The sequence below is a fragment of the Streptomyces sp. NPDC057253 genome (genome assembly GCF_042669125.1).
Lineage (GTDB): Bacteria > Actinomycetota > Actinomycetes > Streptomycetales > Streptomycetaceae > Streptomyces.
Window position 1 is genome coordinate 40508 of sequence record NZ_JBHUXV010000003.1, and the last position, 16265, is coordinate 56772.

14 protein-coding genes and 1 pseudogene are annotated in these 16265 nt (G+C 70.5%); 7 read left to right on the top strand and 8 right to left on the bottom strand.

The window, feature by feature from the left end:
* Positions 1-296 precede the first annotated feature (296 nt).
* Positions 297-1652, top strand: coding sequence for a beta-1,3-glucanase family protein (locus tag ACFULQ_RS02265; protein ID WP_383536924.1), 1356 nt, complete (start codon positions 297-299; stop codon positions 1650-1652).
* Positions 1653-1682: 30 nt separating this feature from the next.
* Here ACFULQ_RS02265 and ACFULQ_RS02270 read toward each other — a convergent pair whose 3' ends face one another.
* The gene (locus ACFULQ_RS02270) at positions 1683-1865 is read right to left on the bottom strand and encodes a hypothetical protein (RefSeq protein ID WP_383536925.1); all 183 of its coding nucleotides are present in this window, start codon (positions 1863-1865) and stop codon (positions 1683-1685) included.
* A gap of 137 nt (positions 1866-2002) precedes the next feature.
* On the opposite strand from ACFULQ_RS02270, the pseudogene ACFULQ_RS02275 reads away from it, so the two are divergent.
* Positions 2003-2540: pseudogene (locus tag ACFULQ_RS02275) on the top strand (hypothetical protein).
* 351 nt (positions 2541-2891) lie between these two features.
* Here the strand turns inward: ACFULQ_RS02275 and ACFULQ_RS02280 are convergent.
* Both ACFULQ_RS02280 and ACFULQ_RS02285 read right to left on the bottom strand, forming a co-directional pair.
* Positions 2892-3557, bottom strand: coding sequence for a vitamin K epoxide reductase family protein (locus ACFULQ_RS02280; RefSeq protein WP_383536928.1), 666 nt, complete (start codon positions 3555-3557; stop codon positions 2892-2894).
* On the bottom strand, positions 3554-4144 hold the full coding sequence (locus tag ACFULQ_RS02285) for a hypothetical protein (RefSeq protein WP_383536929.1): 591 nt from the start codon (positions 4142-4144) through the stop codon (positions 3554-3556). Before ACFULQ_RS02285 ends, ACFULQ_RS02280 begins: the two co-directional genes overlap by 4 nt.
* Positions 4145-4624: 480 nt before the next feature.
* Between ACFULQ_RS02285 and ACFULQ_RS02290 the strand changes: the two genes are divergently transcribed.
* The gene (locus tag ACFULQ_RS02290) at positions 4625-6190 is read left to right on the top strand and encodes a hypothetical protein (protein ID WP_383536932.1); all 1566 of its coding nucleotides are present in this window, start codon (positions 4625-4627) and stop codon (positions 6188-6190) included.
* A 226-nt stretch (positions 6191-6416) separates the two neighbouring features.
* Here ACFULQ_RS02290 and ACFULQ_RS02295 read toward each other — a convergent pair whose 3' ends face one another.
* Positions 6417-7511, bottom strand: a complete 1095-nt coding sequence (locus ACFULQ_RS02295; RefSeq protein ID WP_383536934.1) for a hypothetical protein — start codon at positions 7509-7511, stop codon at positions 6417-6419.
* Positions 7495-8094: a hypothetical protein gene (locus ACFULQ_RS02300; protein WP_383536936.1), complete on the bottom strand. Its 600-nt coding sequence runs from the start codon at positions 8092-8094 to the stop codon at positions 7495-7497. Before ACFULQ_RS02300 ends, ACFULQ_RS02295 begins: the two co-directional genes overlap by 17 nt.
* Positions 8095-8276: 182 nt before the next feature.
* Here ACFULQ_RS02300 and ACFULQ_RS02305 point away from each other — a divergent pair, with 182 nt between their 5' ends.
* Both ACFULQ_RS02305 and ACFULQ_RS02310 read left to right on the top strand, forming a co-directional pair.
* Complete coding sequence (locus ACFULQ_RS02305; protein ID WP_383536939.1) at positions 8277-9179, top strand: M20/M25/M40 family metallo-hydrolase; 903 nt, start codon at positions 8277-8279, stop codon at positions 9177-9179.
* Positions 9180-9187: 8 nt separating this feature from the next.
* Positions 9188-10585, top strand: a complete 1398-nt coding sequence (locus ACFULQ_RS02310) for a M1 family metallopeptidase (RefSeq protein ID WP_383536942.1) — start codon at positions 9188-9190, stop codon at positions 10583-10585.
* A gap of 30 nt (positions 10586-10615) precedes the next feature.
* Here the strand turns inward: ACFULQ_RS02310 and ACFULQ_RS02315 are convergent, their stop codons facing one another.
* Positions 10616-12442, bottom strand: coding sequence for a sensor histidine kinase (locus ACFULQ_RS02315; protein ID WP_383536945.1), 1827 nt, complete (start codon positions 12440-12442; stop codon positions 10616-10618).
* Complete coding sequence (locus tag ACFULQ_RS02320) at positions 12432-13214, bottom strand: response regulator transcription factor (RefSeq protein WP_383536948.1); 783 nt, start codon at positions 13212-13214, stop codon at positions 12432-12434. Before ACFULQ_RS02320 ends, ACFULQ_RS02315 begins: the two co-directional genes overlap by 11 nt.
* Positions 13215-13369: 155 nt before the next feature.
* Between ACFULQ_RS02320 and ACFULQ_RS02325 the strand changes: the two genes are divergently transcribed.
* A complete protein-coding gene (locus tag ACFULQ_RS02325; protein ID WP_383536950.1) occupies positions 13370-14182 on the top strand; it encodes a maleylpyruvate isomerase family mycothiol-dependent enzyme in 813 nt (270 codons plus the stop codon).
* A 127-nt stretch (positions 14183-14309) separates the two neighbouring features.
* Positions 14310-15461: an acyl-CoA dehydrogenase family protein gene (locus tag ACFULQ_RS02330; RefSeq protein WP_383536952.1), complete on the top strand. Its 1152-nt coding sequence runs from the start codon at positions 14310-14312 to the stop codon at positions 15459-15461.
* A gap of 275 nt (positions 15462-15736) precedes the next feature.
* On the opposite strand, the gene ACFULQ_RS02335 is transcribed toward ACFULQ_RS02330, so the two are convergent.
* Entirely contained in the window at positions 15737-16252 is a 516-nt protein-coding gene (locus ACFULQ_RS02335; RefSeq protein ID WP_383536955.1) for a PaaI family thioesterase, read from the bottom strand.
* Positions 16253-16265: the final 13 nt, after the last annotated feature.

Genomic DNA, 16265 nt, shown 5'->3' on the forward strand with positions numbered 1-16265 from the left:
TCGGGTGGCGCGGACGGGCACGGCAGCCGACCGCACTCTGGTCCAGACCGGAAGCGTCAAAGGATGTAGGAACAGATCAGCTGCACCCCCTGAATCGATCGGAAAACAAAGACGCCGGAGACGTCGAACCGGACCCCAGCGCTGCCGTCAGCAGTTTCTCGCCAGGGGGTCATAACTCAACTGTCTTCGGCTTCAGTTGTTGACGACTGACACGGAGAGGACTACAACCCGAGAGAGCGCTCACACATCTGCTGTTGCTCCACCCCCACACACGCCGAACCGGCCAGGAGACCCGCATGCAGAGTTCCGTCAGCGCGCCCGTCCACAGACCACCCAGCGGTGTCACACGCGCCCGCGTGGCCGTGGGCCTGGTCGTCGTCCTGATCGCCGCCTTCTTCGCGGCCCTGGCACCGTCACCCGCCCACGCCGCCGACCAGTTGCTGTCCCAGGGCTGGCCCGCCACCGCCTCCTCGACCGAGAACGCCACCTTCCCCGCGAGCGCAGCCGTCGACGGCGACGCCGGTACCCGCTGGTCCTCCGCCTTCGCCGACCCGCAGTGGATAAGCGTCGACCTCGGATCCGTCCAACTGCTCAGCCGCGTCGACCTCACCTGGGAAGCCGCCTACGCGACCGCCTTCCAGATCCAGACCTCCACCGACGCCGACACCTGGACCACCGTCTACTCCACCACCACCGCCACCGGCGGCACCCAGCACGTCACCGTCTCCGGCAGCGGCCGCTACGTGCGCCTCCACGGCACCGCGCGGGGCACTCCGTACGGCTACTCGCTGTGGGAGTTCCAGGTCTACGGCCCCGGCGGCACCACACCGCCGGACGACTTCTGGGGCAGCACCGGCGACATACCCCCGGCGAGCAACGCCGTCGAGGTCAAGATCCTCAACCGGACCAACGGCAGGTACCCCGACAGCCAGGTGTACTGGAGCTTCAACGGCCAGACGCACTCCATCGCCGAGCAGCCCTACCTGGACATGCCGGCCAACTCCGCGGGCCGCATGTACTTCTACCTCGGCTCACCCAACGGCCCCTACTACGACTTCATCGAGTTCACGGTCGGCAACAACGTCTTCAACGGCAACACCACCCGCGTCGACGCCTTCGGTCTGAAGCTGGCGATGCGCCTGCACACGAAGGACGGCTACGACGTCGAGGTGGGCGAGAACCGGCAGACCTTCGCCGAGGACCGCGCCACCACGTTCCAGCGCTTCACCGACGCCGTACCGAACGAGTTCAAGGTGCTGGCCCGTTCCCAGGCCCCGTACCGCATCATCGCTCCTGGCAGCGACCCCAGCTTCCGCGCGGGTGGAGCCAACGCCGCCTACTTCACCTCCTACGCCCAGTCCGTCGGCGTCAACGCCGCCACCTCCGACATCTTCGGCTGCGCCGCCTCCCTGGCGGGCAACCCCGACATGTGCGCCGCCCTCAACCGCCATGTCGCCACCCTGCCGGCATCCCAGCAGTCCGACCCGGCCCAGTTCTACAAGGCGGCACCGGCCAACTACTACGCCCAGTTCTGGCACGACAACGCCATCAACCACCTCGCCTACGGCTTCCCCTACGACGACGTGGCCGGCCAGTCCTCGTTCGTCTCCCACGCCAACCCGCAGTGGCTCCTGGTCGCGGTCGGCTGGTAGCCGAGGTGCCGCGCGAGCGCCTGACCGTCGTCACCTCGGCTCCGGCAGCACGGGGTCGGTCTCCCGGGCGACTTCCACGATGCCCTTGATCAGCAGGCGGGTGCTCGCGGACGGTGGCCGGTCGGCGAGTGCGGTGATCCCGATCTCGCACGGCACGGTGTCCAGCGCCAAGGGCAGCATGTCGAGCAGTGGGTCCCGTGCGCCGATCAGCATGGGCAGGGGAGCGACGGCGTCGGTCTCCAGCAGAACCGCTGCGGAACCTTCCCTCCGTACCCCTGTACGTGCGGGTTCCGAAACCGGAATCAGGAGACACCGTGCTCGTTTCACGGAAAGCGGCGGGAATTCTCATCATAGGTGGAGCAGTGGCGACCACCCTGGCCTCTCTCCTCTACCCCGCCATGCTCGGAGTCCAGAAGGTCAACACCGCGCAGGACCGGGTCATCGCCACCCCGTCAACCGGGGCGCTGACGGAAGCCGACCGGGACTTCGTGGTCAAGGTGCGCGCCGCCGGGCTGTGGGAGAACCCCGTCGGGGCAGAGCTTCGTGTCCCGGTTGAACGCGGAGAGGGGCGAGCAGTTCGACACCGACATGGTCACCGTCGTGCGCCCGGCGAACGGCCAGATCCTCACCACGGTCTCGAGTGTCCGCTCCACCACGAAGAACTCGCTGATCCGAGCCCTCGCCGCCCAGGCCAACGACACCGTACTGGACCACATCACAGTCATGGAGAAGACCGGCCTCGTCGACTTCGACCAGGTCCCCGTGCAGGAGACCACCCCGCCCGGACTCCCGGCCCAGGACCTCACCCCGCCGCCTCCGGTCGTAGGCCGGCCACAGGTCTCCCTCACTCCGTTGGCGAACAGCACGGTCTCGCCGACGCGGCGGTGAGGGCGCGCACACCGCCGCTTCCGCCGGTCTGACGACCCGGTCCAGCCACGGTCGCACGGCGTCGCGCATGGGCACGCCGTTCGAGCAGAACTCGGACGCCACCGCGGCTGCGGCGTCCCGCGCTCGGTGAAGCTTCGCCGCTCCGCGAGCGCGGGCGCCCCTGCCCCGCCGTGATCAGAGTTCCTGTGGGACCAGCCCATGGCCGACGAGGGACCGGTACCGATGCATCGGCCCCCCATCGGTCTTGCCACCCGGCAGGCGAGTGACCGGCCGGCCTGCGTCCAGCTCGTCGTGTGAGCCCCCTTGCCCCTACTGCTCGTTGCCTACGGCCGACTGGGCTGGTGGACGGGGTCAGAGCAGCGTCTGCCCGTAGTCCCACCAGCGTGTGGCGATCAGCGTCACGATGACCAGGTACCAGGTGACGGGCACCGCCCAGTGAAACTCCAGCACGCCCGCGACCACTCCTCGGGGCGCGCGAATGATCCCGTGCCGGACGTTGTGCACGGTGGTGTACCAGAACGCGGCGATGGTGGCCGCCCAGGCCAGGCAGCACCACAGACACAACGCCCCGATCTGGTAGAGCGCCTGAGTCATCAGCCACATGCAGAAGCCCGCACCGAGCAGCGTGCCTGCGTTCAACCCCAGCCAGAACCAGCGGCGAAAGCGGGCGCCGGCCAGCAGCGCGAAGCCGACGGCGATGACCACCGGATAGGCGAGCAGGCCGAGCAGCGGGTTGGGGAAGCCGAACACGGAGGCCTGGGCGCTCTTCATCACGCTGGTGCAGGACAGGATCGGGCTGAGATTGCACGAGGGCGAGAACTGCGGGTCCTGCAACAGCTGGAACTTGTCGATGGTGATCACGAATGACGCCAGGGCACCGAGCCCGCCGGAGATGATCAGCAACCAGGCGAAGGCGCGGGAGGCGCCGGTGGTACCCGCCGGCGTGTTCTCCCGTTCTCGGCTGCCTCGACGACTCCTGGTGGGCAGGTGCCGCACGCGACTGGTGGTGTCGGTCATCGGGATGTTCCTGCCTCGTGGGTGTGGGGGGTGGACCCTGGGCCCGGGGTGGTCGAAGGGGCGCCGCCGCCGCGCGGACCACGAGGGTCATCCGGGTCCGGCGCGACGCTCATGCCTTCGCGCAAAGCGCCCCGCGGCCATACGACCTCGACCGGGACGCCGTGCGCACGGGCGTACGCCACCAGATGCGCGGTGGCATCCCGTCCGCTGGACGGCGAGCCGTCCCAGACGGCCAGCAGCTGCCGACACCCCGTGATCATCTGCTCGTCCGCGCCGACGCACGCGTCGCGGTCGGCCGGGTCGTAGGCCAGCAGGCGAGCTTGCTGGGCGAGCTCCAGCAGTTTCCCGGTCGGAATCCGGTCGCGCTGAGGCAGCAACGCGGGCACCAGGCCCTGGGTGGGCGTCACCACGACCAGCTGGCGCCCCGCCGCCCGAGCTGCCCGCCCGAACGCCAGTGGCACACCGGCACCCGCGCGCACCACTGCCGACCTGTGTGCGAACTGCTGCTCCAGCCGTGCCCGCAGCTCAACCTCCACCAGCGTCAACGTGTCCGCAGCCAGGTCGGCGTGGCCTACCGCCGTGATCATCGTCCCGCTCACCTCCTCGTTCCACGGAGCTCTCGCTCGCCCGTCACCGCGTGCTGTACGGCCCCCGCCACCCCCCGGTGCACGCGACCGCCAGTCCGAGCCCAGGGGCGGGATTCAAGCTGCACCGGCACCGCCGCGGGACCAGTGAAGACAGTGCGCCCGACCGGCTACAAGGGCCGAACGGCCCTGGTGACGCGCGTTCGATGCACATGTCACGGAAACGGTCGGGTCTGCGGCCCGGTTGCTGCTCGCGTGGAGTCGACCTCGACGTGTGTCCCAGAGCCCTGGGCGGCTGCTATGAGCTGAGCGAAAAAGGTCTGATTCGCAGCCGGCCGCGCGGGAGTCTCCGCTGGTCGATCACCCTCGATGTCGTCAACCTCCCTTGTTGCAGGCGCAATTGACAGGGGAGGAAGCTGGCACGTGCCTCTCGGCGAGCCTGAGGGGACGGGCTTCGTGACAATCGAAGTGGGGGGCGGGCGCATGAAGTGGCGTCGTTCGGCGAAGTCTGGTGCATCCTCTGGCGGCCCGGACCCGGACCCGGACCCGGACCCGGACCCGGACCCGGACCCGGACCCGGACCCGGACCCGGACCCGGACCCGGACCCGGGCACGGGCGTCGCGACCAGGGACCTTCAGCTACGGGTCGCGCAGCTGTTCTCGCAGGCGCAGGCGCAGGCGCAGGCGCTGATGGTCGGTGGTCTGTCGGCAGACGCGGCGCCGCTCCACCAGGAGGCCCGGAGGCTGATGTACGTGGTGGTCGGGCGGGACCCCGGCGACCGGGAAGCCAAGCGGATGCTCGGTAGCGTGCTGTACGGACTGGGCTCGACGCTGCTCAGCACAGAGCAGCCGGACGAGTCGCTCGCCGCGCTCACGGAGTGCGCCGACGTCTACGAGGAGCTGCGCGAGCTGGGCGAACCCGGCATGCCACCCCTCATCGCCGATGTCCACGCCCGCAAGGCGCTGGTGCTGGCCCAACTGGGGCGCGGAGTCTCCGCCGTCATCGAGGCGGACCAGGCGGTCATGACGTACCTGGACCTCGGCGCGGGCGGAGGCGACTCACCTCTGTTCCTGGACCTTGCCCGGGTGCTCAGTCTGAACGCGAGCGTCCTGTACGACTACGGCGACTGCGACCTCGCCGTCTGTTCGGCGGACTGGGCGGTCCGCTTCTACCTTTCCAAGGCCGAAGCGATCAACAACGCCCCACTGGCTGAATCCCTCATGCACGGACGGTACCTGCGGGGTTCCGCCGCAATCGCCGCACGGGTGCACACCCGACAGGGCCGGCACGAGATCGCCCTCGCCGTCGGGGCGACGGAGGTGCACAGCGCGAGGGCGATGGCCCGGACGAACGCCCCCGCGGATCTAGAGCACCTGGTGACCGCGCTCGTCCACCACGGACTGAATCTCCGTGAAGCGGGTCGCGGCGCCGAAGGCGAGGGGCTCGTCAGGGAGGGCCGCGAACTCGCCCCCTCGACCACTGCCGAAGCCACCCGGGCCTGGCAGTCCCTGACCGCGCAGGGCACCGCGAGGCCGCCTTCGATGTCCTTCGCCGCCGCACTGGCAGCCGCGGCAAGCAAACTCGGGGACGACCGGGTGCCGTCGGTACTGCGCGACCTCGCCTTCGATCCGGCGGACAGGGCGACGACCATGGTCCCCTCGCTGCGCTGCGAGGGGCAGACCGCACCCGCGACAGCGACGCTGCTGGCAGGACTCGTCGTCGATCTCCTGGACGATCCGGACCCGTACAGCGCCCGGGAGGCCGGCCTCCTGGGGCGCGAGGCCCACTACCTCTTCGCTGCGGCTTCCCGGGCACAGGTGCTCTCCATGCGCTTGCAGTTCCATGACTTCGGGGCCACGTGGGCCCGGATGCTGCTGGCACTCATTCCCGCCTTCGAAGCCGGGCCCGGAGGTGCGGTGATCGCCACGGACCTGACCGGCTGGCTCGCGGGCATCACCCTCCGGCTCCAGCCGTTCGCCCTGGTGGACCAGGCGACTGGCCGGCTCGTCGAGGAGTGCCATGCTCTCGTGGAACGCCTGCTGCCTTGACGCCCAGTGACCGAGGCGAGGCGGTTGGTCCGCGCGGCGAGGACACTGATGCCGGAGGCGTCGGAAGGGTCGGCGCGGTCCGAAAAGCACTGTGCACCTACGGGGCGCAGCATGTCCGTACCAGGACCGTGTCTCGCTCCGCGTCGAGGAACGGTGACACCGCCAGGATGGCTCTTGGTGACCGCCTCGACAAGGAGGACGGGGGCCGCGGTGGGGGAGGGGCTGCTCACGATGCCGTCACGACTTTTGCGCCGGCGGTCACTCCCGTGCCGCGCACCTCGACGAGGCCGCCCGCGAACATGCCCGTCGTCACCGCGATCAGCGTGCCGTTGGGGCGCTGTACTGCGTACCCGCCCTCCCGCAGGGCGACCAGTGCACCCACGGGCACGGCGAGCACGCCCTTGCGCGTGGTGGTGTCGAACCGCACCTGCACCGCGGCCGCGTCCAGGCTCCGCAGGTCCTTCGCCCGGTTCGCCACCACGGTCACGTCGATGGTGGCCGGTCCGGTCTGCTGTGCGGACTCCTCGGCGGAGCCGCCCCGCACGGTGCGGCTGAGCGCCTTGACGGTGCCGGGAATCGTTCTGCCGTCGGGCAGGGTGATGGCAGCGCTGTCTCCGGATGTGACGGTGCCCAGGTCGGTCGCCTCCATCGCGACGGTGACGGTCTTGGCGGCGGAGGTGTAGGTGAGCAGCGTGCCCTCGGCCGCATCGCCCGGTTGCGCCTGGACCGAGTCGACGCGCACCGGGCCGGGCAGGACCACGGCCCGGCCGGGGGCGAGGGTACCCGTGGCGGCCTGCCCGGTGTCGTGCTGCCACCGTTGGAGAGCGGCCGCGAGAGCGGGCGTGAACTCCTCGCCCTCATCGTCGTCACCGGTGTTCCTGGGCCCGGCGACGGGGCCCGTGTCGTAGCCGAGGGCTCGCAGGTTGTCCCCGAGGACACTCACGTCGTGGCCACGTACCCCTCGCTTGGCGAGGGGGCGGAAGAAGGGCGTGTCACCGAAGAAGACCGGGACGGGCCGGTCGTCGATCCGGTACAGCGCCTTGCCCCTGACCGCTCGGGTCCCCGGCTTCGGCAGCCGGGTGACGATGCCCTGGCCCGCGCCCTTGAGAGCGTGCGGTGTGCCGAAACCGAGGGTGCCCGGCAGGGTGCGGCTGTCGGAGAGGTCGGTTCGTGTGATGGTGGCGGTCCGCACCGGTTCGTGGGCGGAGGGCCTGGTCGCGTGTCCGGAGTGGACGTCGCGCCACGCATAGGCGCCTGTGCCCGTGACGCCTGCGACCAGGACGACGCTGAGCGCGATGACGCCCTTACTGCGTCGGGCCACGGAACGCCTCCAGGGTGCAGCTCTTGTCGACCTCGCTCTGCCGGGCCGCACTCATCGTGGTGTTGCCGTCGTAGGTCCAACCGGAGTTGTCCGGCAGCGCCTTGACCTTGAGCCCTTTGCGGTTCAGGCACTTCACGTAGGCGCGGTAGTCGTCGTCGTAGTGCGGGTTCGTCGCCTGGTCCAACTCGGGTGGCTGCAAGGGCAGTTTGTTCGCGCAGGCCTTGGTGGCGGCCTTGGCCGTGGCGCTGTGGTCGGAGTCGTCGACGGAGTCCGGGCCGCGTGCCGTGAGCATCTTGTGCCCGTGTTCCTTGAGGCACGCGGCGTAGAGGTGCCAGTAGCGGTTCTTCTCCTCCTCCGAGCTGTCGAGCCGCAGTTGAGGGCGGCCGTCGTCGTCGGACGGCGTGGCCTGTGCGCTCGCGGGGGCGTCGGGGGCGTCACTGTGCAGGGACGCCACCTCCTGCCGCGTCGTACCGTTGCCGTCGGAGTCGCCCGAACCGGCGCAGCCGGTGAGCAGGAGGGCGCCCGCGACGAGGGCGAGCGCGCCCGCCAGGCGGCGGTGGACCGTGATGTCGAAGTGGTTCATGCGCCACATGGTCCGCGCCGGATGTCGGGAAACGGTCGGCAACCGATGCGGGTCCGTTGCGCCCTCGGTGCTCCTGCGGCCACCGCACACCCACCGTGCGCCGACGACTTGGCGACGGGAACGGCACATCTGCTCCCTACCTTCGTGGCCGTCCGTTCCACGAGTGACAGGAGAGCCACCTCATGGCATCCCGCCCGTTCCTGCGCTGCGTCACCGTCGGCGCCCTGTGCGCCGGCCTGTTCGGCGCCGCACCCGTCGGCGCGAGCCCCCGTCTCCCGGGTCCGCCGGTGGTCACGGCTCAGCGCGTCATGCCGTACCTGAAGGACCTTCAGTCGATCGCCGACCGCAACGGCGGCAACCGTGCGCACGGGACCTCCGGTTACCGGGAGTCGGTGACCTACGTGAAACGGGTGCTGGACCGTGCCGGTTACCGCACGGCCCTCCAGCCGTTCCCGCACGACGGCGCGACGGGCTACAACCTCATCGCCGACTGGCCGGGCGGGGACACGCGCGAGACCGTGCTGGTGGGAGCGCACCTCGACAGCGTCCCGGCCGGTCCCGGCATCAACGACAACGGTTCCGGCTCGGCCGCCGTCCTCGCGACCGCGGTCGCCGTCGCCGAGGCCCACCCGCACACCGGGCGCCACCTCCGGTTCGCCTGGTGGGGCGCGGAGGAGGGCGGTCTGTTCGGTTCGGCGCACTACGTCAACGCCCTGTCTCCCGACCAGCGTTCCTCGGTCCGCGCCTACCTCAACTTCGACCAGGCCGGCTCCCGCAACACCACGACTTGGCTGGTCACCCATGACCCGGCGGAGTCCGAGGGTGCCCTGGAGGCGACCGAGGCCTTCGAGAGGTACTTCGCCGCCCGCTCGATACCGACCTTCGACATCGGCGACACGGGCTCGGACGACCGTTCCTTCGCCGCCGCGGGCATTCCCGTCGCCGGTTTCACCACCGGCATCTCCGACTGCATTCACAGCGCCTGCGACGACATCCACAACGTGGACCCGGCCGTGCAGACCGCCAGCACCAACGCCGTGCTCGACGTCACCTGGCAGCTCGCCGTCGCGAAGGCCCGCCGATGAGGCGGCTCATGGTCCCTCCGCTCGCGGCCCTCGCCCTGTGCGTGCTCACCGGGATGGCGCCCGCGTCCGCGGCCGACGGCGGCGCCGGCGTGGGGGACCCGTACTTCCCCACGGACGGCAACTCCGGCTACGACGTCGCCCACTACGACGTTCACATCGCCTACGATCCGGCCCATCCCAACCACCTCACCGGGGACACCACCATCACCGCGCGCGCCCTGGCGGATCTGGGCCGATTCCACCTGGACCTGACAGGGTTCGACGTGTCGTCCGTGACGGTCGACGGCCACAGCGCCCGCACCGTGCGGCGCGAGGGGGCGCACGAGCTCGTGATCACTCCGGCGCGCGAACTGCGCAAGGGCGCCGACTTCTCCGTCCGCGTGCGGTACTCGGGCAAGCCGGTCGGCGAGGGCTGGCACCCCATGGCCGACGGCGGCGTCTCCATCAGCGGCGAGCCGCACTCCGCCACCACCTGGTACCCGGCCAACGACCACCCCTCCGACAAGGCCACCTTCCGCCTCACGGCCACCGTCCCCGACGGCTGGAGCGCCGTCGGCAACGGCCGGCCCGGCCCGGTGACCCGGGACGGCACGGGCCGGCGCACCTTCCGCTGGTACGAGGACCGCCCCCTCACCACCTACGCCAGCACGGTGGCCGTCGACCGGTTCACCGTGCGCACCTCCGCGCTGCCCGACGGCACCCCGGTCGTGAACGCCTACAGCCCCGACGCGCTGATCGACCCGGACGCCGAGGCGCTCCAGGAGGACATCCTCGGCTTCCTGGCCGCACGGTTCGGCCCGTACCCGTTCTCCTCGGCGGGTGCCGTCGTACTGAGCGGCCCCTCCGGCACCGGCCCGGTCGACCTGGAGACCCAGAGCCGCCCGACGTACGACTCGGGACTCTTCGACGTCGCGATGGTGCACGAGATCGCCCACCAGTGGTACGGCGACAGCGTCTCCTTCACCGACTGGCGTGACGGCTGCGTCGCCGAGTGCGTCGCCACGTACGCCCAGTGGCTGTGGTACGAGCACCAGGGAGACGACCTCGACCGTGACTACTACCGGGCCACGGTGGAGGAGCACCGCGCCGATCCGACGTTCTGGAGCGTCCCGTTGTACGACCCGGGGCCCGGCCGGGAGCTCGACTCCGCGCTGTACGCCCGAGGGCCGCTGATGCTGCACGCCCTGCGCCGCACGGTCGGCGACACGGCGTTCTTCGACATCCTGCGCACCTGGCCGGCCAAGTACCGTTACGGCAACGCCTCGTGGCCCGAGTTCGAGGCCCTGGCCGCCGAACTGTCCCACCGGGACCTGCGCGGTTTCTTCTCCGCCTGGGCGCACGGCACGCAGATCCCTCCCGACCGGTATCTGTACCCGGCGGGCCTGTCCCGGCCGGCGACGGGCTGACCCACCCGGTCTCAGGCGGTTGGGACCGTCCTACGACTCGGGCTGTCCGGTCGACGGGCCGGGCAGCCTGAGTGAGAAGACCGATCCCTGTCCCAGTACGCTCGTCACGTGCACGGTGCCGCCGTGCGCCTCGGCGAGTTTGCGGACGATCGACAGTCCCAGCCCGCTTCCCCCGCCCTGTCTGCTGCGCGACTTCTCCGCCCGCCAGAAGCGGTCGAACACCTTGGGCAGGTCCTCCTCGCCGATACCGGAGCCGGTGTCCTCGACGCCGAACACCACCTGGTCGCCCAGCGGACGGACCGAGAGGGTGACCGTGCCGCCGGCGGGCGTGTGCCGTACGGCGTTGGAGACCAGGTTCCCGATGGCCTGGCGCAGTCGCAGGGAGTCGGCACGCAGATACGGTCGCTCCTGCGCGGGCCGCACCCGCAGCTCCACTCCGGCGGCGCCGGCGTTGCCCTGATGAGCGCGCGCGACCTGGGCGAGCAGAGCGGCGGCGTCCACGTCCTCCGGGTGCAGTCTCAGCGCACCGGCGTCCGCTGCCGCGAGGTCCCGCAGGTCGTCGATGATGTGCTGAAGAAGCAACGCCTCCTCCAACAGCGAGGAGATCAGGCTCTTGTCCGCCGCTACGACACCGTCCTCGACGGCTTCCAGCCAGCCCCGGACGTTGCCCAGCGGGGTGCGCAGTTCATGGGCCACATCGCTCACCAGCGCCCGGCGCAGCTGCTCCCCTTCCCGGCGCCGGCTCGACATGAGGTTGAACGCCACCGCGAGCCTGCCGAATTCGTCGTCGCCGGTCACCTCCACGCGCGCGTCCTGGTCCCCGTCGGCCATCCGCTGGGCCGCACCGGTCAGTGCGCGCAACGGCCGGACCATGCGGGTGCCGACGACGAAGGTGACCGTCACCGTGATGAGCAACACCGCGAAGGTGACCCCGGCGACCCGGAGACGATTGGGGCCGGAGAGGTCGAAGAACGTGGTGATCCTACGGTCGGGCGCGGTGGCGAAGAGCAGTGCCGGCGGGGCCACATAGGGGGAGAGCTGGTCACGCTGCGCTGTGGAGATGCATGACGTCACCGCACGACTGTTCGGGGCGCCGCGGGCGGTGGAGGGTGTCCAGGTCAGGTCGTCGGAGAGCTGTACCGGGGCGGCATGACGGGCGGCCAGGCACGCGTTGACGAGTCTGCCCAGCTGGGCCTGGGCCCGCTGCTCGGTGGGCGTGCGTTCGAGCAGTGCATCGATCCTGCACCGGTCGCCCGTGTCCATGACCCGACCGTCGAGCTCGATCTGCGGCCGGCCGTTCGGCGCCTGCACGAGCTCGACGCCCGCCGCCCCTCTCCTCTCGCGCATGCAGGACAGGACGCGGGACGCGGCGACGCGCAAGGTCGCCCTCTCCTCGGGACTCAACCGGAAGGGTCCGACCGCACGCGGGTCGATGCGGTCGGACAGTTCGCCGCCGTGACCGCCGCCCACGAGCGTGACGTCCACGGCGAGCGCGTCGACGGTCGCCGACGGTGTGTCAGGCAGCGATCCGGCCGACGTCCCGCCTTCGCCGTCCGAGTCCGCCAGCACGCGGCGGTTCTCGTCGGTGAGGGTGATACGACGGCCGGTCTCCCGGGCGAGGGCCCGCATGGTCGGCTCGACCCCCCGCCAGTTCGGGTGGGTGGCGGCGAAGCCGACCAGTGCGTCGTACACCCGGGCGTCGTCGGCGATGGCCTGGCCGCGCTCCCGTCCGATGGCGACCGCGGTGACGCTGACGACGAGCCAGGCGGTGGCGACGATCGAGCAGAGGGACACCAGCACGCACACCACGAGCAGTCGTGTCCGCAGACTGCTGCGCAGCGATATGTCACCGCGCACGAGGACCGGCCGCGTCGTCGGTCTCTGTCCCCGTCTGGGGCTCGGCTGCTTTGTAGCCGACGCCGTAGACCGTGAGCAGCCGTTCGGGCCGGGCGGGATCACGTTCGATCTTGCGGCGCAGGTTCATCACGTGCCCGTCGACCGTGCGCGTGGTGACATAGCGATCGATGCCGTGCAGGTGTTCCAGGATCTGCTTCCTCGTGAAGACCCGGCCAGGAGCCGAGGCGAGTACTTCGAGGACACGGAACTCACCGGGCGTGCAGTCGACCAGGCGCCCCTCCACCCGTATCTCGAACCGGCCGGGGTCCACGACGAGGGAACCCACGGCATGCACCGGTTCGGCAGGCCGCGGCGCGGTCTCGATCCTCGGACGGGAGGACTCGGCTGCGGCGCCGGAGGCCGCCACCGGGCCGGCGCGTCTGAGCAGCGTGCGGACGCGCGCGACGAGTTCGCGCGGGCTGCAGGGCTTGGTCATGTAGTCGTCGGCGCCCAGGTCGAGGGCGAGCAGCAGGTCGTCCTCCTCCGCGCGGGCCGTGAGCATGAGGACGGGCACATCGGACTCTCTGCGCAGCACCCGGCAGACGTCCAGGCCGTCCACGCGCGGCATCATCCAGTCCAGCACCACGAGATCCGGCATGCGTCGCCTGATCTGCTCCAGCGCGGCTCTCCCGTCGTGGACGACCTCGACCGAGTGGCCTTCTCTCTCCAGGTACAGACGGATGAGGTCGGCTTGTTTCGGGTCGTCGTCGGCGAGCACCACATACGCACACATGGCCGCCATCGTAGGGAGGAGGGGCGGTCGCATCGCGGCCAGAACGCGGAAGTCGGCGGGGGACCATCGGACCCCGACAGGAACGGAACAGGTTCCTGACATTCGATCGGTGTGCACCTGGACAGTCGGGAGGCGTTGGTCCACCCTTCCCGTCTATGACTGCCCCTGATCATGAGGCTGCCGCGCGACTGCGGCTGCCTGAAGCCATTTGTGCCGTAGCCGAGGACGTGGCCAGGTTGCTCCGTTCGTGCAAGGACGCCTCGGTGCCCATTCCTGGAGCTGAGTGGACGGTCGCAGAGGCCGCGGCCCATCTGGTCCTGGCCAACAAGCTGATGGCCACTCTGGCCGCAGGGCATGAGCAGGTGTACGGAGACGGCACACCAGCGGGACTTGCGGCGGCCAACGCCGCCTCCCTGGCTTCCTTCCGGGAACGCGACCCATCCGTCCTCGCGGGCGGCGTCGTACAGCACGCGCGGGCCTTCACGGAGGCGGCCGGTCTGCGGCCGGCGGCCACACCCACGGTGACACCGCTGGGTCCCATGGACCTGGGAACTCTCGGCTCCTACCTGCTGACCCACATGCTGGGGCACGGCTACGACATCGCAGTGGCACTCGGCCGACCGCACATGGTCGACCGGGACAGGGTCGCTTTGGCGATGCCGTTTCTGATCACCGCGATGGACCGTGTGGTCGACCCACGAGCGGCTGCCGGTCACCGTGCCTGCTACGAGCTGAGGGTGCGCGGTGTCTCCCGGCTGACGGTGACGTTCACCGACGGCGCGTTGGCCGTACACGCCGAGCCCCCGCGCCGCCCCGACTGCACGATCATGATCGACCCGATCACGTTCTTCTTGCTCGCGCTGGGCAGGTGCACAGCCGCCGGTGCCATCGCCCGCGGCAAGGTCCTCGCGTGGGGGCGCAAGCCGTGGCTCGCGCCAGGGTTCCCCGCGTTGTTCACGGCACCTTGACGGATGCGCGTCGGCGGGGCCGAGCGAAGGGTGAAGAACGGGTGATGCGACAGTATGGCCGCTGCTCCTTATCAGCTAACATAGAACAATTAGATAGATGAATAGCTAGCGCTGGCGAGGAGTGGCCGTGGACTTCGGGCTGACCGACGAGCAGGACCTCTTGCGTGCGACGGCTCGGCGGTTCGTCGCCGACGTGTGCCCGGCCGAGAAGGCCAAGCAATGGGACGAGGAGGGCGTCGTACCGCCCGAGCTGTTCCGGGGCATGGCCGACCTCGGGTGGTTCGCGCTCCCGTTCGCCGAGGACGAGGGCGGTGACGGTGGCGGACCGCTGGAGCTCATCCTGATCGCCGAGGAACTCGGGCGGGCCAGCTTCGACGTCGCCATGTGCTACATCGGCGTGCTCATCCCCGGCATCACGGTGTTCCGGTGGGGCAGCGAGGCGCAGCGCGACTTCATTCGCGAGCAGGTGATGACGGGCTGCCACCGGCTCGCCGTCGGCCTCAGCGAGCCGGACAGCGGGTCCGACGCGGCCGCGCTGCGCACCACCGCCGAGGACCACGGGGACCACTTCCTCGTCCGGGGTCAGAAGGCGTGGTGCACGGGTGGTGGTCTGCCCGACACGACCATCGCCACGTACGTGCGGACCGGGCCCCGCGAACCCAAGCACGGCGGCATCAGCCTGCTGCTCGTCGATCCCGCGACCGAGGGGGTCGAGGTGCGCCGGACGCCGACCCTGGCCCGGCACATCCTGGGCACCAACGAGGTCTTCTTCAACGACGCCCTGGTGCCGAAGGAGAACCTCGTCGGCCCGCGCGACGAGGGCTGGAAGGTGATGCTCTCCAACATCGAGCTGGAGAAGGTCATCATCAGCGGGGGCTATCTGGGCGCCGCGCAGGCCACGCTCGACGAGATGCTCGACTACGCCCGCAACCGGCACGCCTTCGGCCGGCCGATCGGCAACTTCCAGGCCCTCGCGCATGCCATGGCCGACCTCCAGACCGAGATCGACTCCGCCCGCCTGCTCGCCTACCGCGCGGCCTGGCTGCTCGCCCAGGGCAAGCAGTGCACCCGGGAAGGGTCGATGGCGAAGCTCAAGGGCTCGGAGACGTACGTGGCGGCCGCCCGGCTGGGGATGCAGGTCTGCGCGGGACACGGTTTCTCGACGGAGAGCGTGATGAGCTTCCGGTACCGGGAGTCGATCGTGGCCACGATCTCCGGGGGCACGAGCCAGATCCAGCGCAACGGCATAGCCCGCAGCATGGGCCTCAGGTCCTACTGACCCCCGCCGTCCCAACCTGGCTCGGGGCCCCGCCGCCCCGGGCTGTCGGCTGCCCTGCTGGTCCGGGCCGCCCGGGTTACCGGCTGTTCCTTCTGAGCATCGCCACGGGTTCGCCACCCGGGCTGCCAGTTGTTCCCCCCGCGCCCGCCGCCCTGGGCTGTCGGCTGTTCCCAGCGCGCCCCGCGCCCCGGCCCGCCGGCTGTTCCTAGCGCGCTCCGCGCCCCGGCCCGCCGGCTGTTCCCAGCGCGCCTCGCGCCCCGGCCCGCAGACTGCTCCTACCGAGCCGCGCCGTCCTGACCCGCCAGCCACTCCTGGTGCCGTGTGAAGTGGCCCCGATCCCGGGTCACCCAGATCCCGGAGGCCCGGGCCAGCACGGCCCGCGTGGGCAGCAGTACCATCTCGCCCGCGATGTACCAGCGCCTGCCCTCCCGCTTCTCCACCCAGGCCCGGACCTCCAGCGGCCGCTCCACCGGCACCGGCTTCACGAAGCTCACGGTCAGTTCCGCCGTCACGCTCAACACCCGGTGCAGCAGCGGCAGATGGCCGAGGCAGTCGTCCAGTACGGCCGCGGTCCAGCCGCCGTGCGCCACATCGGGCCCACCCTCCTGGTCACGGGGACAGGACAGCTCGAACCGCGCCGACCCGTCCTCGTCGAGCCGCTCGTGCTCCACGCCCAGCCGGCAGGCACCGGCAACGCGGCACGCCCCGCACAGGGCCACCCCGCCGGGAGTCCGGGGCGGCTCCTGGAAGTCGGCCCCCGCCCAGGGTCCGGTCGGTGGCGTCGTGGACATGGTGTGACTCCTC